We start from the raw sequence: 19,373 nt of genomic DNA on the forward strand, positions 1-19,373 counted from the left end.
ATTCGCTACTTTTTTTCTGAACCTGTTTGTTTTTATTGCCGGAGAGAACCTTCAGTTCACTTTTGTAGCTGCTCATGATGATACAGTCTTGACGGTTTTATTGAAAGTAACTATTTTTAATACAGGACAAGAACTTTTCGCCTATTTTCGATGTGATAGCAACAAATTGTTGATCTCCCTAAGACTTAAAATCGACTATAGAAATACTTTCATCGCAGAATTCATACTCTTTTTTTTGGTTCGAACAGACGATAAACAATCTAGACTCCAATTTTGTACGCTCAATTAAACGAAGATACCATTGTTCACCCGCACTATCCAAATTACTTGTAGGCTCATCCAACAAAACCAAGGCAGATGCAGAACAACAAGCTAGCGCTAGCTTGACACGTTGACGCATACCTGATGAAAAAAAACGGATCTCTCTGTCAAGCGCATGTTCCAATCCCAATAGGCTGATGACAGTTGCTTTATCAAAAGAAGGAAGATAATTTTTAAATTTAAAATGAAAATCAATCAGCTCGTTTAAGGTAAATTCCTCGATCAGTTCAACATAAGGAGCTGCGAGAGACAGCTGCTGATATATCGTATCCACACCCAGGACTTGGTCTCCATCGGTGTAGATCAGTTCACCCGCTGAGGGTGTCAAACTACTTGAAAGCACTTTTAAGAAAGTGGACTTCCCGGAACCATTATGGCCAAGGATGGCATAACTCTTGCCGGACTCGAAGGTATAGTTTATATGCCTAAAAATCCATTCATTGTTATACCTCCTACCAATATCTTTTAATGTAATTTTCAAATTCACTAGAATCGACAAAGCGACTACATCGCTCTATTATTGAATCCTTTCATGATACCCCGGCCTGAGTTTCGAATAAAATCCAAAATTTCATCACGGATTTCCGTTGCCTGATATTCAGCTTCTATAATTTCTATTGCTTTAGCCAGATTTCTGTTTTGAACAAAAAGAATGCGATAAAGATTCTGAATCTCGGCAATTTGCTCTTCCGAAAATCCTCTTCTTCTCAATCCAACAGAATTAATACCCGCATAAGAAATCGGTTCACGCGCGGCCTTAACAAAAGGTGGAATATCCTTACGTACCAATGAACCACCGGTAACAAATGCATGCGAACCAATTTTAACAAATTGGTGAATAGCGACCATCCCAGCAAGTACAACATAATCGCCCACTGTAATATGTCCAGCAAGTGTACTGTTGTTCGAAAAAACACAATTATCACCTACTTCACAATCATGTGCAACATGACTATACGCTTGGATCAAACAATTTTTTCCAATGACCGTTCTATACCTATCCTTAGTTCCTCTATTGATTGTTACACACTCACGAATGGTTGTATTGTCTCCAATTTCGGCTGTCGTAATCTCACCATCAAATTTTAAATCTTGAGGTTCGCCAGAGATTACTGCACCGGGATATATTTTACAGTTTTTTCCAATTCGAGCTCCATCCATGATCGTCACATTTGATCCTATCCAAGTGCCTTCGCCAATGACGACATCTTTATAAATGGTTACAAATGGCTCGATGACCACATTTTTAGCAATTTTTGCCTCCGGATGAATATAAGCTAATGGCTGTATCATCTATACTACTTTAGTTGTTATTTACTCTTACGATCTGTGCCATAAGCTCCGCTTCACACACAATTTTCTCTCCTACCATAGCCACACCTTTCATTTTTGCGATACCTCTTCGGATCGGCTCCATCAAGTCGCATCTAAAAATAACAGAATCCCCTGGAGTTACCTGCGCTTTAAAACGTGCATTTTCAATTTTAAGGAATAAGGTCAACCAATTCTCTGGATCAGGGACCGTCTTCAGCACTAAAATTCCCCCTGTCTGTGCCATAGCCTCTACCTGCAAAACCCCGGGAAATAATGGCGCACCAGGAAAATGTCCCATAAATAGATCTTCGTTCATGGTAACATTTTTCAAACCCACCACATGTGTTTCCGTCAATTCAAGAATTTTATCGACCATAAGCATGGGCTGACGATGCGGTAAAATCTTCATGATTTCTACTGTATCGTATAATGCAGGCATATTGGGATCGTAAACTTTAATTTTTTTACGTGTTTTATCTTTTTTGATCTGCTCCTTTATCTTTTTTGCAAAAGCCACATTCGCTGCATGACCTGGTCGTGCAGCCATAATATGCCCTTTCAAAGGTCTTCCGACAAGTGCTAAATCTCCAACCATGTCCAACAATTTATGTCGAGCAGGTTCATTTTGGTAACGCAATTGATTATTGTTTAATATTCCTTCCTTAGCAACTGCAACGGTTTCTTTATGAAAAAGATGCGCTAATTTCTGCAATTCCTCAGGAGAAGTCTCCTTGTCCACAATAACGATTGCATTACTCAAATCACCACCTTTAATTAGGCCATGATCAACCAACATTTCCAATTCGTGTAAAAAACAAAACGTACGTGAAGAGGCTATTTCTGAATTAAAGTCCTCAATCGATGTTATTGCGGCATGTTGGCTTCCCAACACCGGCGAATTAAAATCGATCATACAAGTCAAACGATACCCGTCCATCGGCATACCCAGTATTTCAACTTTGCGATCTGGCTCTGCATAATGGATATTATTGGATATCTCATAATAATCCCGGTCAGCATCTTGTTCTTCAAATCCCGCTTCCTCCAGCAACTTCACAAAAATAGCTGAGCTACCATCGAGTATGGGTATTTCAGGGCCATCAATATCAATCAGCACATTATCGATTTGTAAACCAATTAACGATGCCATCAAATGTTCAATTGTACTCACACTTGCTCCATTCTGCGTTATTGTCGTCCCTCTGGAGGTATCCGTCACATTATCCGCATCAACCAAAATTTCTGGTTGTCCCGCTAAATCTACACGTCTGAACTTAAACCAGTGATTTTCCGGAGCTGGCTTGATCGTCATCGATACAATTTTCCCTGTATGAAGACCTACCCCCGAAATTTCAACCTCGTTTTTGATGGTTCGCTGTTTTACATTCATTTCTAATAACATATTTTTAAATCAAAACTTCTTTTGACAAAACATTTATCCCTTAAGCTACATCGATGTTGCCATAGCCGTGCCTGGAATGCTTATTTCATCACCATTAAAGAACAGTTTATTTTCAATGAAAAATAATTATTTCAATTTTTTTTCTACTAACTTTTCTAACTCTTGGATTCGTTTTTCCAACTCAGGGAGGCGTGCAAAAATCACATTAGAACGCAATTGGGGCTGATAAGGCATCACCGGTGTACCGCCCCACTTTTTACCTTCTTCTTTAATCGATCTATTCACTCCTGATTGCGCCTGGATTTGAGAGCCCTTTGCAACAACAATATGACCAACAACCCCAACCTGGCCTCCTAAAACCACATGTTCTCCAATTTTTGAGCTACCAGAAATACCTGTTTGCGCTGCGATTACAGTATTCTTTCCAATATCAACATTATGTGCAATTTGAATCAAATTATCCAACTTAACACCATCACGCACGATTGTAGCACCCATTGTTGCTCTATCGATTACTGTATTGGCGCCGATCTCAACATTATCCTCCACTTGCACATAACCAATCTGAGGTACTTTTTTATATGTTCCGTCTTCTTGTGGTGCAAATCCAAATCCATCCGATCCGATCACAACACCAGAATGTACGACGACATTTTTCCCAATCTTACAATCATGATAAATCTTCACCCCTGGATAGAGTGTTGTATTATCTCCAATCGTTACTTTATCGCCAATATAGACCTGCGGGTAAATTTTCACGTTATCTCCAATGGAAGCTCCGCGTCCAATATATACAAATGCACCGATATAACCTCCTTGGCCGATCTCCGCTTCAGTATGTATAAAATGAGGCTCCTCACGTCCGCTTTTGTCAAGACGGAACTCATTATACATATTCAGAATAGTAGAGAAAGCAGCATATGCATTCTTCACCCGTATGAGCGTTAAAGTCGGCTTAGTTGCTTGGGTCAATTGTAAATCTTCATTCACAATTACAATCGAGGCGTCAGTAGTATAAATAAAATGCTCATATTTTGGATTTGACAAAAAAGAAAGATCGCCTTTTTTACCTTCCTCAATTTTGGCAAGGTTACCTACAGTAACTTCTGGATTTCCTTCAATCCGTCCTTCTAATAATGTCCCTATTTGTTGAGCAGTAAATTGCATGGTACAAATCTATGTTTTTTTATTAAAAAATAACTACTTGATGGAAGTAATTGCAACATATCCCACCTCTTTTGGATAACATAAGGCGTATTTAGCCACATTTTTCGATAGTGCTTCTAAATTCCCTAGATCAGAAGCCTCTGTTATATCCACGAGCTCACCGGATTTCAATAATATTTTTATTTGATCCTTGGAAGAATTATAGGCACGGTTTTGAATTTCCTGCATAAATACATAATAATGAATATCCTCCTGAGCCACACCCAGCTCAGCTTGTACTTTCGATTTCACTAAATCTACATATGCTGGCGAGAATGGTTTATTGCTCATGACAGAGCGATATAGATTACGTTTCATAACGCGCTGGCACATTGTACTTAAAATAGAATCCTCATGACGTTCCCATGTTTTTATCGCAGACATAATATCCGTATCATCTAAACGAGTAAACCAATCCAAATGTAACGGGTCATCCAAAAAATTAGTTTTGTTGACCTGCTGGCTTAAAAACCAATGAAAAGCCGGGGTAGAAAAGAGCTTATGACCAGTAGCCGTTAAATATTTTGCCCGCTGCAGAATTTTAATCAATAATTGTTCAGCACCGATAACGGTCTTATGTAAATAGACTTGCCAATACATGAGCCGTCGTGCAATCAGGAATTTCTCCACAGAATACAGCCCTTTATATTCCACCACGATTTCATCCGCCACGACATTGAGCATTTTTATGATACGATCAAATGAAATCACGCCTTCCGATACACCGGTAAAAAAACTATCTCTATTGAGGTAATCCATTCGATCAACGTCCAATTGGCTCGACACCAATTGATGGAGAAATCTGCGTTCATATTTATTGTTAAAGATTGTAATTGCCAAGCTTAACCTTCCGTCCAAATCCTGGTTGATACGATCCATCAACAGGGAGGACAATAACTCATGTGAAACTCCTTCAATCAAACTATGCTCCAAAGAATGGGAAAAAGGACCATGACCGATATCATGCAGCAAAATTGCCGAAAGAACAGCCTCCTCTTCATCCGCAGAAATGATGACACCTTTACTCCGCAAAGTTTCCAAAGCCATTGACATCAAATGCATCGCCCCTATGGCGTGCTGAAAACGAGTATGTAAAGCTCCGGGATAGACAAGATGCGTCATGCTCACCTGCTTAATATAGCGGAGCCTTTGAAAATAAGGATGTTGCACTAAGTCGAAGACCAATCCTGTAGGAATAGCGACAAATCCATATACCGGATCATTAATAATTTTATTTTTGTTCAACGTGGCGACAAATTAATACGATCATCAACACTATAAATTATGAAACCGAGCGCTTTAATTACGAAGCCTTGGGTAACACTAGTATAAACTTAAAACAAAGATAGTTAGTTCACCGTTAAGAAATGTTAAAAATAAAATCTAAAGCACGATATTTGCTTATGTTAGCATGAGATCGAAAATCCGATCCTCCCCTCTACTAATAGACATATAATAACAAGATGCAAAAAACACATATCCTTTGGGCTGACGATGAGATTGACTTTCTAAAACCACACATTTTATTTTTAGAAAGCAAAGGTTACAAAGTTGACACGGTCAACAATGGAAATGATGCCGTTGAAGCCTTTAAGAATGGTTTTTTCCACCTCGTTTTCCTAGACGAAAATATGCCTGGGCTAACCGGGCTCGAAACACTTGCCATACTCAAATCGATCAACCCTACTGTCCCTGTTGTTCTGGTTACAAAAAACGAAGAAGAACATGTCATGGAAGATGCCATCGGCTCCAAAATAGATGATTATCTGATCAAGCCGGTCAACCCCAAGCAGATCTTGATGACAATTAAAAAGTTAACGGAGAACAAGCGTCTTGTCAATGAGAAAACATCCATGGCCTATCAACAAGACTTCCGCAATTTAGGGATGATTCTAAATGACAATTTGGATTTCAATCAATGGTCAGAAGTCTACAAAAAATTGGTCTACTGGGAATTGTCTCTCGAAAAGCTTGAAGATAACAATATGCATGAAATTCTGACGATGCAAAAATCCGAAGCAAACATGCAATTCTCAAAATTTATTGAAAACAACTATATACAATGGATTAATCGTCCCGAAAACGCGCCCATTCTATCCCACCAGCTATTTAAGAAGAAGGTATTTCCGACCATAGAAGATCATATTCCGACATTTTTCTTTCTAATAGACAATTTGCGTTTCGATCAATGGAAAATTATCAATGAGGTCATTACCGATTATTTTAGACTTGAGGAGGAGATAACCTATTACAGTATTTTACCAACAGCAACACAATATGCTAGAAATGCCATCTTTAGTGGCTTAACTCCACTGGAAATGGAAAAACGCTTTCCGAAATTATGGCAAAACGATGAAGATGAAGGCGGCAAGAATTTATATGAGGATAAATTTTTGGAAGATCAGATCAAACGACTTTACCGCAAGTCCATAAAACACTCCTACACGAAAATTTTGACCCTGGAACAAGGAAAGGATGTGTTAGACAATCTTGGTAATTTGATGCACAATCAACTGAATGTATTGGTGTATAACTTTGTTGACATGCTTTCTCACGCACGTACAGACAGCTCTATGATTCGTGAATTAGCAAACGACGAAGCGGCATATCGCTCGCTTACATTGTCATGGTTTGAACACTCACCTTTATTAGAGGTTATAAAATGGCTCTCTCAAAAGAAAGTTCGTGTGATCATTACAACCGACCACGGCACGATCCGGGTAAAAAAACCAAGTAAAATTGTTGGTGACCGCAACACAAATACAAATTTGAGATATAAGCAAGGGAAAAACCTGAACTATATTGACAAAGATGTTTTTGCTATCAAAAATCCCCACGAGGCACAGCTGCCTAAACTTCATGTAAGTTCAACATACGTTTTTGCCAAAGAAGATTCGTATTTTGTTTACCCCAACAACTACAATCAATTTGTCAATTACTTTAATGGAACATTCCAACATGGTGGAATATCGCTGGAAGAAATGATTATCCCCTTTGCGACATACCTACCGAAATAGTAATTTTGCAACATGGAAATTATTGTAAATACCACAGCAGATCTATCTCAAGCGGCTCAGACACTTTTAAATAGTTTTCCAAAGGACCGGATTTTTCTATTATATGGTTCCATGGGAGCAGGAAAGACAACTTTTGTAAAATACCTGTGTAAACAATTGAATGTACAAGATAGTACATCTAGTCCAACATTCTCCATTGTTAATGAATATGAGTCTCCAGCTGGACCCGTATATCACTTTGATTTTTACCGCATTAAAGATGAACAGGAGGCATTCGATTTTGGTTATGAGGAATATTTCTATTCAGGTGCTTATTGCTTTGTTGAGTGGCCGGAGAAAATCCCCAACTTACTTCCTGAAGAAGCAAAAGAGATACATATTAGCATCCTAGATGCAACAACACGTCAAATTTCTATTCGTTAACTACCTTTTTTTCGACTCCCTACTATGGCCCATTCATCCTCTTGTCAATATATTCCAACTGATATCCATGTGCCCGGATTAGCGGCTATACATGCCGAACACTTGAGCTTTTCCTTTCATGAGAACAATATGCAGTTTGCTGTTGAAAATAGTTCTTTCGATATCGACGAAGGAAAAATAACAGCGATCATTGGTGAATCTGGTAGTGGAAAAAGCACCTTGCTTAGACTTATATACGGTCTTTTGGAACCAACTGGTGGCATTGTGCGCTATAAAGGTTGGCAGGTCCCGACACGCAAGGACAAGCTGATCCCCGGACATGATGCCATGAAATTAGTCTCGCAAGGCTTTGACGATTTGAATACGTATGCCAATGTTTGGGATAATGTTGCTTCCCAATTGCCAAACACAGATATCAAACGCAAGCAGGACAAAACTGCGGAAATATTACAACGTCTACGGATCGATCACCTCGCTAAAAAAAGAGTAGCCGACATCAGTGGCGGAGAAAAACAACGCGTAGCAATCTGTCGTGCATTGATCAACGAGCCTGAAGTCTTACTCATGGACGAACCATTCAATCAGGTCGACGCCTCTTTTAGGGATACCTTACAACAGGACATCAAGGATATTGTTAAAGAAACCGGGCTAACCGTCATTTTAGTTTCACACGATCCGACGGAAGTACTTGCCCTGGCAGATAATCTTATTGTGATGAAATCTGGCAAAATCCTGGATCAAAACAACCCACATGTGCTGTACAGCAATCCATCGCACCCTTATACTGCCCAATTATTGGCAAAAAGCAATATATTACAGGTTGAGCAAGCTCAAAATTTAGGCATAGCAAGCGAAAAACCAATCGCGATACATCAAGAATGGATCTCAATCAGTCCTGCCGAGCAGTCTACTTTTTTTGTGAAAGATGTCCGATTCAGAGGTTTTTATTATGAAATCGTCGTCAGCAATAATGAGATTAACTTACATGCGATTATTACATCGCAAATAATTCCACAAAAACAACAGGCTGTTGACCTAACAATATCCCACTGGATCTCTTTTAACCATTAATTGCATAGCTTAGTCTTGTGTATCAAGCCAAGATAAAAATGCGTCAAACCATAACTTATCCGAAGTTTTGTTAATTAATCCAAAACCGTGTCCCCCTTGCTCAAAGGTATAAAGCTTGCTGGGTACTTTTGACTTGTCCAGAGCAGCAATCATTCTATAACTGTTTTCTATCGGTACAGCTGTATCGTCTTTGGCATGTACAAAGAAAACCGGACAAACTTCAGGAGATACCTGCAAATTGGAAGAAAAAAGATTGATTTGGTCTTCTGAAGGGTTTTCTCCGATGAGATTTATACGCGAACCTTTGTGTGTGATATCATTTTGCATAGAGATTACAGGATAAATTAATCCAGCAAAATCAGGTCTTAGGGATACATGTGAAGGATTCACTATATAGTCTTTCTTAAACTTCGTTATTAAAGTGGAAGCCAAATGTCCGCCTGCGGAAAATCCGATAACCCCCACCTTTCGAAGTCCGGGGTGCAGGGTTCTGATCAATTGCATTGCCCGCTGCGCGTCCTGAAGAGGCCCTATAGATTTGTCACGCATGATATTCGGCGAAGGCAATCGATATTGCAAAACATATGCCGAATACCCATTTTTCACCAACTCTTTAGCAACGGCATGTCCCTCATGATCCATTGCGATATGAGCATACCCGCCCCCAGGAATAACCAGTACGGCGATATTTTTATCGACACTTTTATCTGCTGTATAGGCAAATAGCTTGGGGACGTTCTTTTCTAAATTTACCTGCTCTTTATCAGTCGCATTTGGAATAGAATCTGCATAAAGGTTGATTGCCTCCTGCGCTTTAACAAGCGAGATCAAGGAACATAAAATCATAAAAACTTTTTTCATTTAAATAACATTTAAAAAAGATCGCAAAATTATATTTACTAGAAATATCCTTCCATTTTACATGCAACATCTGCATGGAGTAGATCAAGAAGCAGCTGGATACGCTTAGAATTTATAACGAAGAGACGACTAATAAATCTAAATCCTTTGCTGTCATATTAAACCTGGAGGCCATATCTATATTCGTCAGATTACCTTGATACAAATAAATGGAACTTCGAATACCAGGGTTCTTCCAAATGGCATTTTTCAATCCCCCGAGTTCAGCAAAATCGAGTAAAATCGAAGTGAAGATATTGCTCATGGCATAGGTGGCTGTTCGCGCTACCCGAGACGCTATATTAGGAACACAATAGTGAATAACATCAAATTTCCGAAAGACAGGTTTATCGTGAGAGGTCACCTCCGAAGTTTCAAAATTGCCCCCTTGATCAATGCTTACATCTATAATAACGGAATTGGGTTTCATTTTAGAAACGGTCTCTTCCGAAATCACGCAAGCGGAACGTCCATTAAGCGCTCGTAAAGCACCGATAACAACGTCTGAACTGATCACGGCTTTGTTTAAAATAATAGGTTGTATAACAGATGTAAACACACGACTACCCAGGTTATTTTGTAGGCGTCTAAGTTTATAAATCGAATTATCAAATACTTTTACCTCTGCTCCTAGCGCCAAAGCCGTCCGAGCAGCTTGTTCACCAACGGTCCCTGCGCCGATAATAACAACTTCGGTCGAGGCTACCCCGGTAACGCCGCCGAGCATCAGTCCCTTGCCTCCAAATGCATTGCTCAGATACTCTCCAGCAATTAAAGTTGCCGTCGCCCCTACGATTTCACTCATAGCACGAACCACAGCTAGGCAACCGCCCTCATCTCTTAAATATTCGTAAGAAATTGCGGTAATTTTTTTATGCATTAATGCCTTTAAGACATCCAAGTTCATAAGCGAAGGTTGCTGAGAAGATAATAAAAGCTGTCTTTCTTTCATCAGCTTGACTTCACTAATTACAGGGCTGCCAACCTTGATGATCAGATCCGCTTGGTACACTTCTTCTCTTGAAGATACAATACGGGCTCCCTGCTCACTATAATGGTGATCCAAAAAATTGGCTCCTGCTCCTGCTCCCGTCTCAATGATTACTTCGTGCCCATTTTCTACCAATAATGCAACCGCTAATGGTGTCAGGCAAATTCGCTTTTCCTGAAGCGAGATTTCTTTTGGAATGCCAATAAATAAACTTTTTGCATTCTTTTTCTTCTCAAACAGCATCTCTTTTGGAGAAATCATAGCCTGACTCGCAAGCTTTCCTAACTCATTCATCTTGTAAAATTGATCGTTAGCTAAAATTACAATAAATAATCAATCTTATCAAACGAAGATAAATTTGGTTTGGCACAGCTTTGGAATGAAACAAATTTATCTACATTTGTCTTAAATTAATCAGATATAATACCATGCTCAGTAAAGTCAATATAGTGCCACGGTGGATCATTTTTTTATTGGACATCTTTAGTGTATCCGTCGCTTATCTCCTCGCAAATGTCATTTATTATGATTTTAATTTCGATTTTTTACTCGATATTGATTTTAGCATTCGTTACATTTTATTTATCGGTGTATGTTCTTTGTCGTTCTATCTCTTTAAAATGTATACTGGGATCGTGCGTTACACAAGCGCCATCGATTCCATACGTATATTATCAACGATAACATTCAGTGTGTTTGTTCTCCTCGTTATAAAACTAGTTATCCAAGCAAATGAAATCGAGCGCAACATTCCAACGGCACTCATTATCTTCTTTGCCCTATTCTCCTTCCTTATTTTAACTGTATATAGAACAATTATTAAGATTTTCTTTCTATACACCAAAAAAGTCAACGGTTCCAGAAAAAAAACACTGATCTACGGAGCTGGTGATTTGGGGATTGCTGTAAAAAGAACCTTAGACCATGATGTACGTTCCAAAAATGCTATTGTAGGATTCTTGGATGATAATGATCAAAAAATCAACAAAGTAATTGATGGAACCAAAATTTACTCTTCTCAAAAGTTTAGCCACCTCATCAACACACTAAATATTGAAGAGGTCATCATCGCGTCACACAACATCCCTTCGGACCGCAAAAATGAAATAACAGATGTCGCGCTCGAAAAAAACGTCAATATTTTAACACTTCCGCCCGTTAAAAAGATCATGAATGGCGACCTTAACCCCAATCAGATTCAGAAAATAAAAATTGAAGATTTGTTGGAAAGGGAGCCGATCAAGATTAACGACGACCACATCTTAAGCCAGACGAAGGGCAAAAGAATCCTTGTTACTGGAGCAGCCGGTTCTATCGGAAGTGAAATTGCAACCCAATTGGGAAGATACGAGCCCCAGATGATTATTCTTTGTGACCAAGCAGAGTCCCCCTTACATAATCTCCAGCTTGACCTTCAAGATGAATTCCCAAATCAAGTCTATCATACTTATATAGCAGACGTCCGAAGTACAAAAAGGATGCAATTGCTTTTTGACACGTTCAAGCCGCACTATGTTTATCATGCGGCAGCATACAAACATGTGCCAATGATGGAAAACCATCCTTTGGAAGCGGTACAGACCAATGTTATGGGAACAAAGAATTTGGCGGATTTAGCCGTAGAATTTCAGGTTGAAAAATTTGTCTTTGTCTCTACCGATAAAGCTGTAAATCCCACGAATATCATGGGGGCGACAAAACGTATCGCAGAAATCTATGTACAATCGTTAAACAATCATTTGGAAAATACATTGGGGGCAAGTGTTCACACCAAATTTATAACAACACGCTTTGGCAATGTCTTAGGCTCCAATGGATCTGTTATCCCCCGATTCAGGGACCAGATTCAGAAAGGTGGCCCTGTAACCGTTACTCATCCAGAAATTACACGGTATTTTATGACCATTCCCGAAGCATGCCGACTAGTCCTTGAAGCTGGAACAATGGGACAAGGTGGCGAAATTTTTGTCTTTGATATGGGTAAATCTGTAAAAATAGTAGAGCTAGCTAAAAAAATGATTCGCCTTTCGGGATTTAAACCGAATGAAGATATTGAAATAAAATTCACGGGATTAAGGCCTGGTGAAAAACTATATGAGGAATTACTAAATGATTTAGAGAATACCTTACCGACGCACCACGAGAAAATCATGATCGCCAAAGTCAGAGAAAATAATTATGATAGGGTGTGTATGAAAATCGGAGAATTGCAACAGCGTTTAGCGACGCAGAACAAAAACGAAGTTGTCTATCAAATGAAAATTATTGTACCTGAATTCAAAAGTAAAAACTCCATCTACGAACAGCTAGATAAGGAAATTGAACTATCGAATGAGTCGGAAAACCAAAGTTAATTCACGTTAAAATTTGCAAAACACTTGCAAATTTGCTCGAAAAGTGTATTTTTGCAATCCATATTTTACTGATTAGTAATGTCTAAAAACACAAATAATACAAATCAAGGTTTCAAACCTTCAAAAGGATCTTTTTTTCAAGATAACCAAAAAAGTGTCGTGTTCATTTTAGGTGGTATCGTTGTATTGATCTTACTTTATTTTGGTTATCAAAAGCTTTATCTGGATCCAAGAGCAGAAGAAGCTTCGAATCGTATGTACAAAGCAGAACAGCTTGCTACAATTGATTCGTTACAAAGCAAAGCAATCATGGGCGATGGTGCATTTCTTGGATTTAAACAAATTGCGGACGAATATTCCAATACAAAATCCGCAAATATTGCAAACGCATATTTAGGAGGTTTGTATTTGCGTCAAGGTAAATTCGATGAAGCTGCAAAAGCGCTTGAAAAATATGCTCCGACAGGAAGTCAAATTCTAGATCCACTCGTAATTGGTTTAACAGGTGATGCTTATTCAGAATTAAAAGACTACAAAAAAGCTGCAGACTACTATAAGCAGGCTTCTGAAAAATCAAGCAACTCGTATACAACTCCACTCTTTTTGAAAAAACTAGGACTTGTATATGAAGCCCAAAATGACTACAAAAGTGCAGAGACAGCTTACAAAAAGATTAAAACAGATTTTCCGGAGAGCCAAGAAGCTTCAACAATTGATGGTTTATTAGGCCGTGTACAAGCACATTTATAATAGAATAATTATAAAAATATACTAAAAAGAGGCTATTTGATAGCCTCTTTTTTTGTGACCATCTAAAATCACTATCTTTGTTCCTATTATGGCAAGTAGCATTAAAAATTTATCCGACTTTTCGCATATTCAGGTTGCGGATGCAAGTCCATTCAAATTTGCAATCGTTGTTGCACAATGGAATGCAGAAATCACAGGTGCATTATTGAATGGTGCAATTACAGGCTTAGAGAAGCATGGCGCTCAAGAAAAAAATATCCAAGTCATCGAGGTTCCTGGAAGTTTCGAATTAATTTCGGGAGCAGATCTTGTGTTCAGAAACCAGAATTTTGATGCTGTTATTTGTTTAGGCTGCGTCATTCAGGGTGAGACGAGACACTTTGATTTTATCTGCGATGCAGTTGCAAATGGCATTGCCAATGTAGGGCTCAAATACAATAAACCGGCCATTTTTGGTGTATTAACTACTGATAACCTTCAGCAAGCATTGGATCGTGCTGGTGGAAAACATGGCAACAAAGGTGAAGAAGCTGCTATTACAGCAATACAAATGGCTCATATTGCCAAAAAATTCTAGTTTGGTATTAATTTTGCCTACCATTCAATGATGAAAAGTATTACTGAGCACAGCTTATTACTCAGTTACTTATATTTTATACAAATCGATTAATAACATATTCAGTTATCTTATTAATCGATTTTTATTTTTTCACTGGAATAAATTGTTATTGAATTGTTTTGATTGTATTGTAAATCAGATGTACAACAATCGATAGTTTTATAGACAATGACGCAATGATGAAGTTTATCCCGATCAATTTTGATACGGCTTACTTGATGATTGTTTCTTAAAAAAATAGGATTATGAAAACATTATCGAATGTACTCTTGGTCGTTATGCTGACGTTATTCTGTCAGCTGGATCTAGTGGCGCAAGACGATAGTCTAAACAAGCAGATTTGGCAAAGTATTGGTGGCCAGGAAAAATGGGATTCTTTGCAATATTTGGCATTCTCAGCAAAGGGAAATACCATCTCCGACCAATTGTCAAAAGAAGAGCGAAAATTCTTGTTCAATCGCAGCACCGGAGCATGTCGATTTGACGGCTATAGCGCCACAGATCAGGTGACCTATCTGTTTAATTTTAAGAATCCAGGGGCCGATAAACTCTTTATTGAAGGGAATATAGCTGGAGATGGGCCAGAGCTAAAAAAGTCAATTAAAAACCAGCTATTTTCGGATCTCAATCTACTACTTTTACCCACCTTGATCGGACAGAAGAATGTGCAGCTAAAAAGTCAGAAGGAAAGTTTCAGCGCTGGACAAAAATTAACGATAGCAAACTATCAGCTCGTCAGGCCCTATCTTTGGTTCAAAGATGGATGGTTTGCTTTACATTGATCAAAATACCGGTGAGATTGTACGTTACGAATACACAGATAAGGGCGAAAAAAACACTTATGAAGTGAGCAAATATAAGGAGATTGGCGATGGTATACGTTTACCTAGTTTCTTCAATTCGACAAGCAATGACCAAAAGAGTTGTATATTCTCCGCTATTTCGTCTTTTGTACAAGTAGAACAGAAAAATTTACAGAACTATAATATGATTAACTGGATAGAATTAAATACAGAGGAACAGTTACAGGAGCTTTATCAATCTGATAAAGTTGCAGCCATCTTTAAACATAGCACGACTTGTGGTATCAGCAATATGGCTAAGCGCAGTCTTGAGCGTATGTCTGCGACGTCAGACCATGATTATGCAATCTATCTTTTAGATCTTTTGCGCTACCGTCCATTATCAAATGAGATTGCCCAACGTTGGAATGTAACACATCAATCCCCTCAGATACTGATTGTTGAAGGAAAAGAAAGTCTATATGATGCTTCCCATGGCGATATCCAATTTGATGAGATTGAACAATACCTGACGGCAATTTAAATAGTATAGGCCGTAATCGCTGTTCAATAAAAAATAGTTAACAAAATTTATCCCAAGGGTTAATATGTTATATTGATCCCTTAGGATATATTATGATGATGAAAACAGCTGTGCTGGCTATTTATAAATTTCTACTGTTATCTTACCGTCTTTGGTCACGGTACCCCGGTACATCCCGGCAGTATTAAAAGGCATAGCAACATGTCCATTTTTATCCAGTGCGATCAGGCCGCCATTTCCGCCCATTTCACCAATCCGATCGATCACTTGCCGGCTCGCCTTATCAACATGTTCACCTTTGTATTCCATTAAAGCCGACACCGAATATGCAGCCACGGTGCGGATATAATATTCTCCCCATCCAGTACAGGAAACAGCACAGGTATTATTGTTCGCATACGTTCCAGCACCAATAATTGGCGAATCTCCGACACGTCCAAACTTCTTGTTTGTCATCCCTCCTGTAGATGTACCGGCGGCCAGGTTACCTGCTTTATCCAAAGCAACACAACCAACTGTACCAAATTTAGCATCCTTATTGATGATTCCTAAACGTGAGCTTTGTTTTTGATCGTGATCTAGTTGTGTTTGCGTACTGTCCTCCCTGTTCACTTTCTGCAAAGCATCCCAACGTGCTTTAGTCCAAAAATAAGAAGGATCGACGATGGTTAGCCCCACTTTTCTTGCAAATTGTTCGGCACCTTTCCCCACCATCATAACGTGCTCAGACTGTTCCATCATCGCTTTTGCTGCTGAGATTGGATTTTTGATCGTCGTCACTCCTGCAACTGCGCCCGCAGCCAAGGATTTACCATCCATAATGGAGGCATCCAGCTCGTTGCGTCCGTCATGTGTAAAAACCGCTCCTTTCCCTGCATTAAACAAAGGTGAGTCTTCCATCACATGGATAGCCGATTCGACGGCATCCAAACTGGATTTACCTTCTTGCAACTTTTGGTAGCCTATACGAAGTGCTTGCTCTAAGACAATCCGATAAGCTTGTTCCATCGAATCTGTCATATTCTTTTTCAAGATCGTCCCCGCTCCACCATGGATCGCCAAAACAAATCCGCCCTCTGTCACGTTTACAGATTTTTTATACGACTTACAGGAGATAGCCAACAGGGCTCCCGCAATTATCACAGCACTTATCTTGAGCTTATTCATCTTCTTTCTCCCACCATTCTGAAGATTGTAAATCATCTATCTCACGACGGTCTTTTTTTCGTAGGACGCCCTGTACCGCGATCGCGTTTTAGGACAGGAGCATGAAATACGGATTTAAACCCTACCGTTTCTTCTACAGGCGTCTGATCTTCGTAGAATTGAACAGCAGTCTTGGCGTCAACACGACGGTCTAAAAGACCTGTCACCTGCACCACTTTTTTTTCAATTCCCTTTTGGATATGGTATACATCTCCGATCTTAACTTCATAAGAGGGTTTTATATTTTGGCCTTTGAGTTTTACTCGTCCAGCCTTACAGGCCTCCGTTGCCAAGGTTCTTGTCTTAAATAAGCGAATTGACCACAAATATTTATCAATTCTCAATTTTTCTGATGTTCCAGCCATATTTACAAAAATAATTATATTCAGAAACTATCGGGGCCCCTTCCAGGTAAATTAACATATTTCCGTTATAAATATATGCTTAAAGCACAAGGAGCCATGGATAAAGTTGCTTTTAACTGCAACTTTATCTAAGTTTGTACATCAAAATAAACTAATTCAAATAAGCAAACAAATAATATGGTAGAGCCACTTAAAAAATTGATTGAGGAAGCTTGGGAAGATAGACAATTATTGGAGTATAAAGAATATACAGAAGCGATCCGCGCTGTTATCATGAAGTTGGATAGCGGTGAAATCCGTGTGGCTGAGATGATCGGTACAAGATGGCATGTAAATGATTGGATAAAAAAAGCGGTCATCTTATATTTTCCAATCAATGATATGCGCGAAATGACTGCAGGTCCTTTTGTGTTTCATGATAAAATGAAATTAAAAACAGACTACAAGCACACAGGTGTACGTGTTGTACCTGGAGCTTCCGCTCGTTTAGGTGCATATTTGGCTAAAGGAGTGATTATGATGCCTTCTTACGTTAATATCGGTGCTTATGTAGACGAAGGTACCATGGTGGATACCTGGGCAACTGTTGGCTCTTGTGCGCAAATTGGGAAACATGTACACTTAAGTGGCGGCGTCGGAATTGGAGGTGTATTGGAGCCGGTACAAGCAGCCCCGGTTATTATTGAGGACAATGTTTTTATCGGTTCAAGAGCGATCGTAGTAGAAGGCATTCGTGTAGAAAAAGAGGCTGTATTAGGTGCCAATGTTGTATTGACAGCCTCAACAAAAATTATCGACGTTACGGGACCTGAACCTGTAGAATATAAAGGTTATGTACCTGCCCGCTCTGTTGTTATTCCGGGTTCTTACACCAAGAAATTTGCAGCGGGGGAATACCAAGTTCCTTGCGCTTTGATCATTGGTCAACGTAAAGAGTCTACAGACAAAAAGACTTCATTAAATGACGCACTACGTGATCATAATGTAGCTGTATAAAGTTAAAACTAGTATAAAGATAAGATGAGTGCATTCGTAGATCGTGAGGATTTGAATAAGGCCTTGGAGACGTTAAAAAACGGCGGATTAATTCTATACCCCACCGACACCATTTGGGGGATAGGCTGTGATGCCACCAATCCAGAAGCCGTGGAGAAAGTTTTCCAACTAAAAGGAAGAGATAAATCCAAAAGTCTGATCGTCCTTTTACACAACGACAATCAATTAGCGAGTTATGTCAATGAAATCCCGGATGTGGCTTATCAACTTATTGAATATACAGAAAAACCCTTGACAATTGTCTATTCGAATGCCAAAAATCTTGCGCCCAATGCAATTGCTGAGGACGGTTCAATTGGCATTCGAATTGTCAAACACCCTTTTTGTGAACAGCTTTTGCAACGGTTTCGCAAACCGATCATTTCAACTTCGGCAAATATCAGTGGTGAGCCAACGGCAAAAGATTTTGACGAAATATCGGATGCCATCAAGGATGGGGTAGACTATATTGTTACCTATGACAGAAACGTAACAACAGATGGGAAATCATCTACTGTCATGAAGCTGGACCCTAGTGGTAAATTTGAATTTATTAGAAAATAGCATGAAAAAGATCGTTTTATTTTTTGCATTAGCCTTTGCTGTTACCAATATATCTTTGGCACAGCAAAAGGATATTCCCGGCGCCAAACCTGGTGTAAAATATGGGAAAGAAATCTCTGCGTCCAATGCGATTTCAGTAGCAAAGCTTGAAAAAGAACTTACGCAAAAGAACGCATTCAACGGAAAGGTAGCCGGTAAGGTCGTTGAGGTATGTAAGAAAAAAGGCTGTTTCATGACGTTGCAACGGGAAGGTGAAGAGCCTATTACCGTTCGTTTTAAGGACTATGGTTTCTTCATGCCAGCAGACATTGTCGGTAAAACGGTTGTTGTCGAGGGTATTGCGAAGAAAAAAGAAGTTTCTGTAGCGTCGTTACAACATGCGGCAAAGGATCTGGGTAAATCACAGGCTGAAATAGATCAGATTACTCAACCTAAAAAAGATATTAGCATTATTGCCGACGGCGTTTTGGTTGTCAAATAAGCCCTTCTCACCAAGCCTAGCATTGTTC

19 protein-coding genes and 1 pseudogene are annotated in these 19,373 nt (G+C 39.2%); 11 read left to right on the top strand and 9 right to left on the bottom strand.

Annotated elements, in window-relative coordinates:
• Nucleotides 1-178: 178 nt before the first annotated feature.
• The 5 genes from DTA23_RS05130 to DTA23_RS05150 all read right to left on the bottom strand — a co-directional run bounded on the left by DTA23_RS05130 (nucleotide 179) and on the right by DTA23_RS05150 (nucleotide 5,488).
• Entirely contained in the window at nucleotides 179-808 is a 630-nt protein-coding gene (locus DTA23_RS05130) for an ABC transporter ATP-binding protein (RefSeq protein WP_312351929.1), read from the bottom strand.
• Nucleotides 809-825: 17 nt separating this feature from the next.
• Nucleotides 826-1,614 carry an acyl-ACP--UDP-N-acetylglucosamine O-acyltransferase gene (gene lpxA / locus DTA23_RS05135; RefSeq protein ID WP_112373978.1) on the bottom strand — a complete coding sequence of 263 codons (789 nt, stop codon included), beginning with the start codon at nucleotides 1,612-1,614 and terminating at the stop codon, nucleotides 826-828.
• Between the two features lie 10 nt (nucleotides 1,615-1,624).
• Nucleotides 1,625-3,025, bottom strand: coding sequence for a bifunctional UDP-3-O-[3-hydroxymyristoyl] N-acetylglucosamine deacetylase/3-hydroxyacyl-ACP dehydratase (locus DTA23_RS05140; protein ID WP_172462319.1), 1,401 nt, complete (start codon nucleotides 3,023-3,025; stop codon nucleotides 1,625-1,627).
• 138 nt (nucleotides 3,026-3,163) lie between these two features.
• The gene (gene lpxD / locus DTA23_RS05145; protein WP_112373980.1) at nucleotides 3,164-4,204 is read right to left on the bottom strand and encodes a UDP-3-O-(3-hydroxymyristoyl)glucosamine N-acyltransferase; all 1,041 of its coding nucleotides are present in this window, start codon (nucleotides 4,202-4,204) and stop codon (nucleotides 3,164-3,166) included.
• A gap of 33 nt (nucleotides 4,205-4,237) precedes the next feature.
• A complete protein-coding gene (locus DTA23_RS05150) occupies nucleotides 4,238-5,488 on the bottom strand; it encodes an HD domain-containing protein (RefSeq protein WP_112373981.1) in 1,251 nt (416 codons plus the stop codon).
• Nucleotides 5,489-5,706: 218 nt separating this feature from the next.
• Here DTA23_RS05150 and porX point away from each other — a divergent pair, with 218 nt between their 5' ends.
• The 3 genes from porX to DTA23_RS05165 are packed head-to-tail and all read left to right on the top strand — an operon-like array spanning nucleotide 5,707 to nucleotide 8,754.
• Complete coding sequence (porX, locus tag DTA23_RS05155; protein ID WP_070561696.1) at nucleotides 5,707-7,260, top strand: T9SS response regulator signal transducer PorX; 1,554 nt, start codon at nucleotides 5,707-5,709, stop codon at nucleotides 7,258-7,260.
• Between the two features lie 12 nt (nucleotides 7,261-7,272).
• Nucleotides 7,273-7,683 (top strand): tRNA (adenosine(37)-N6)-threonylcarbamoyltransferase complex ATPase subunit type 1 TsaE, encoded by a 411-nt coding sequence (gene tsaE, locus DTA23_RS05160; RefSeq protein WP_112373982.1) that lies wholly within the window; start codon nucleotides 7,273-7,275, stop codon nucleotides 7,681-7,683.
• Between the two features lie 24 nt (nucleotides 7,684-7,707).
• Nucleotides 7,708-8,754, top strand: a complete 1,047-nt coding sequence (locus tag DTA23_RS05165) for an ABC transporter ATP-binding protein (RefSeq protein ID WP_112373983.1) — start codon at nucleotides 7,708-7,710, stop codon at nucleotides 8,752-8,754.
• 9 nt (nucleotides 8,755-8,763) lie between these two features.
• On the opposite strand, the gene DTA23_RS05170 is transcribed toward DTA23_RS05165, so the two are convergent.
• Entirely contained in the window at nucleotides 8,764-9,615 is an 852-nt protein-coding gene (locus tag DTA23_RS05170) for an alpha/beta hydrolase (protein ID WP_112373984.1), read from the bottom strand.
• Nucleotides 9,616-9,727: 112 nt separating this feature from the next.
• Nucleotides 9,728-10,939, bottom strand: a complete 1,212-nt coding sequence (locus DTA23_RS05175; protein WP_112373985.1) for an alanine dehydrogenase — start codon at nucleotides 10,937-10,939, stop codon at nucleotides 9,728-9,730.
• A 134-nt stretch (nucleotides 10,940-11,073) separates the two neighbouring features.
• Here DTA23_RS05175 and DTA23_RS05180 point away from each other — a divergent pair, with 134 nt between their 5' ends.
• From DTA23_RS05180 to ytxJ, 5 genes are all read left to right on the top strand, one after another.
• A complete protein-coding gene (locus tag DTA23_RS05180; protein ID WP_070561708.1) occupies nucleotides 11,074-12,999 on the top strand; it encodes a polysaccharide biosynthesis protein in 1,926 nt (641 codons plus the stop codon).
• Nucleotides 13,000-13,077: 78 nt separating this feature from the next.
• Nucleotides 13,078-13,749 carry a tetratricopeptide repeat protein gene (locus DTA23_RS05185; protein ID WP_046674761.1) on the top strand — a complete coding sequence of 224 codons (672 nt, stop codon included), beginning with the start codon at nucleotides 13,078-13,080 and terminating at the stop codon, nucleotides 13,747-13,749.
• Between the two features lie 88 nt (nucleotides 13,750-13,837).
• Nucleotides 13,838-14,326 carry a 6,7-dimethyl-8-ribityllumazine synthase gene (gene ribH, locus DTA23_RS05190; RefSeq protein WP_070561710.1) on the top strand — a complete coding sequence of 163 codons (489 nt, stop codon included), beginning with the start codon at nucleotides 13,838-13,840 and terminating at the stop codon, nucleotides 14,324-14,326.
• 287 nt (nucleotides 14,327-14,613) lie between these two features.
• Nucleotides 14,614-15,150 (top strand): hypothetical protein, encoded by a 537-nt coding sequence (locus DTA23_RS05195; RefSeq protein ID WP_112373986.1) that lies wholly within the window; start codon nucleotides 14,614-14,616, stop codon nucleotides 15,148-15,150.
• Nucleotides 15,128-15,694, top strand: a complete 567-nt coding sequence (gene ytxJ / locus DTA23_RS27435) for a bacillithiol system redox-active protein YtxJ (RefSeq protein WP_218565294.1) — start codon at nucleotides 15,128-15,130, stop codon at nucleotides 15,692-15,694. The genes DTA23_RS05195 and ytxJ overlap by 23 nt, the downstream gene beginning before the upstream one ends.
• A gap of 117 nt (nucleotides 15,695-15,811) precedes the next feature.
• Here the strand turns inward: ytxJ and DTA23_RS05205 are convergent, their stop codons facing one another.
• Together DTA23_RS05205 and DTA23_RS05210 are read right to left on the bottom strand one after the other, a co-directional pair.
• The gene (locus DTA23_RS05205) at nucleotides 15,812-16,897 is read right to left on the bottom strand and encodes an isoaspartyl peptidase/L-asparaginase family protein (protein ID WP_256602831.1); all 1,086 of its coding nucleotides are present in this window, start codon (nucleotides 16,895-16,897) and stop codon (nucleotides 15,812-15,814) included.
• A pseudogene (locus tag DTA23_RS05210) lies at nucleotides 16,854-17,265 on the bottom strand (RNA-binding S4 domain-containing protein). Before DTA23_RS05210 ends, DTA23_RS05205 begins: the two are co-directional and overlap by 44 nt.
• Nucleotides 17,266-17,442: 177 nt before the next feature.
• Here DTA23_RS05210 and DTA23_RS05215 point away from each other — a divergent pair.
• Genes DTA23_RS05215 through DTA23_RS05225 form a run of 3 tightly spaced genes read left to right on the top strand, consistent with a single transcriptional unit; the run spans nucleotide 17,443 to nucleotide 19,345 of the window.
• Nucleotides 17,443-18,261 (top strand): 2,3,4,5-tetrahydropyridine-2,6-dicarboxylate N-succinyltransferase, encoded by an 819-nt coding sequence (locus DTA23_RS05215; protein ID WP_070561716.1) that lies wholly within the window; start codon nucleotides 17,443-17,445, stop codon nucleotides 18,259-18,261.
• Between the two features lie 24 nt (nucleotides 18,262-18,285).
• Nucleotides 18,286-18,864: an L-threonylcarbamoyladenylate synthase gene (locus tag DTA23_RS05220; protein WP_070561718.1), complete on the top strand. Its 579-nt coding sequence runs from the start codon at nucleotides 18,286-18,288 to the stop codon at nucleotides 18,862-18,864.
• A gap of 1 nt (nucleotide 18,865) precedes the next feature.
• The gene (locus DTA23_RS05225) at nucleotides 18,866-19,345 is read left to right on the top strand and encodes a DUF4920 domain-containing protein (RefSeq protein ID WP_070561720.1); all 480 of its coding nucleotides are present in this window, start codon (nucleotides 18,866-18,868) and stop codon (nucleotides 19,343-19,345) included.
• Nucleotides 19,346-19,373 lie beyond the last annotated feature (28 nt).

The sequence above is a fragment of the Sphingobacterium multivorum genome, assembly GCF_900457465.1.
GTDB lineage: Bacteria > Bacteroidota > Bacteroidia > Sphingobacteriales > Sphingobacteriaceae > Sphingobacterium > Sphingobacterium multivorum.

Bases quoted from the DNA above. Each gene is read 5' to 3' on its own strand.
- DTA23_RS05165 (WP_112373983.1), top strand. From the start codon at position 7,708: ATGGCCCATTCATCCTCTTGTCAATATATTCCAACTGATATCCATGTG.
- DTA23_RS05140 (WP_172462319.1), bottom strand. From the start codon at position 3,025: ATGAATGTAAAACAGCGAACCATCAAAAACGAGGTTGAAATTTCGGGG.
- lpxD (WP_112373980.1), bottom strand. From the start codon at position 4,204: ATGCAATTTACTGCTCAACAAATAGGGACATTATTAGAAGGACGGATT.
- ribH (WP_070561710.1), top strand. From the start codon at position 13,838: ATGGCAAGTAGCATTAAAAATTTATCCGACTTTTCGCATATTCAGGTT.
- DTA23_RS05170 (WP_112373984.1), bottom strand. From the start codon at position 9,615: ATGAAAAAAGTTTTTATGATTTTATGTTCCTTGATCTCGCTTGTTAAA.
- tsaE (WP_112373982.1), top strand. From the start codon at position 7,273: ATGGAAATTATTGTAAATACCACAGCAGATCTATCTCAAGCGGCTCAG.
- DTA23_RS05205 (WP_256602831.1), bottom strand. From the start codon at position 16,897: ATGATTTACAATCTTCAGAATGGTGGGAGAAAGAAGATGAATAAGCTC.
- DTA23_RS05225 (WP_070561720.1), top strand. From the start codon at position 18,866: ATGAAAAAGATCGTTTTATTTTTTGCATTAGCCTTTGCTGTTACCAAT.
- DTA23_RS05180 (WP_070561708.1), top strand. From the start codon at position 11,074: ATGCTCAGTAAAGTCAATATAGTGCCACGGTGGATCATTTTTTTATTG.
- DTA23_RS05175 (WP_112373985.1), bottom strand. From the start codon at position 10,939: ATGAATGAGTTAGGAAAGCTTGCGAGTCAGGCTATGATTTCTCCAAAA.
- DTA23_RS05215 (WP_070561716.1), top strand. From the start codon at position 17,443: ATGGTAGAGCCACTTAAAAAATTGATTGAGGAAGCTTGGGAAGATAGA.
- DTA23_RS05195 (WP_112373986.1), top strand. From the start codon at position 14,614: ATGAAAACATTATCGAATGTACTCTTGGTCGTTATGCTGACGTTATTC.
- ytxJ (WP_218565294.1), top strand. From the start codon at position 15,128: ATGGATGGTTTGCTTTACATTGATCAAAATACCGGTGAGATTGTACGT.
- lpxA (WP_112373978.1), bottom strand. From the start codon at position 1,614: ATGATACAGCCATTAGCTTATATTCATCCGGAGGCAAAAATTGCTAAA.
- DTA23_RS05185 (WP_046674761.1), top strand. From the start codon at position 13,078: ATGTCTAAAAACACAAATAATACAAATCAAGGTTTCAAACCTTCAAAA.
- porX (WP_070561696.1), top strand. From the start codon at position 5,707: ATGCAAAAAACACATATCCTTTGGGCTGACGATGAGATTGACTTTCTA.
- DTA23_RS05220 (WP_070561718.1), top strand. From the start codon at position 18,286: ATGAGTGCATTCGTAGATCGTGAGGATTTGAATAAGGCCTTGGAGACG.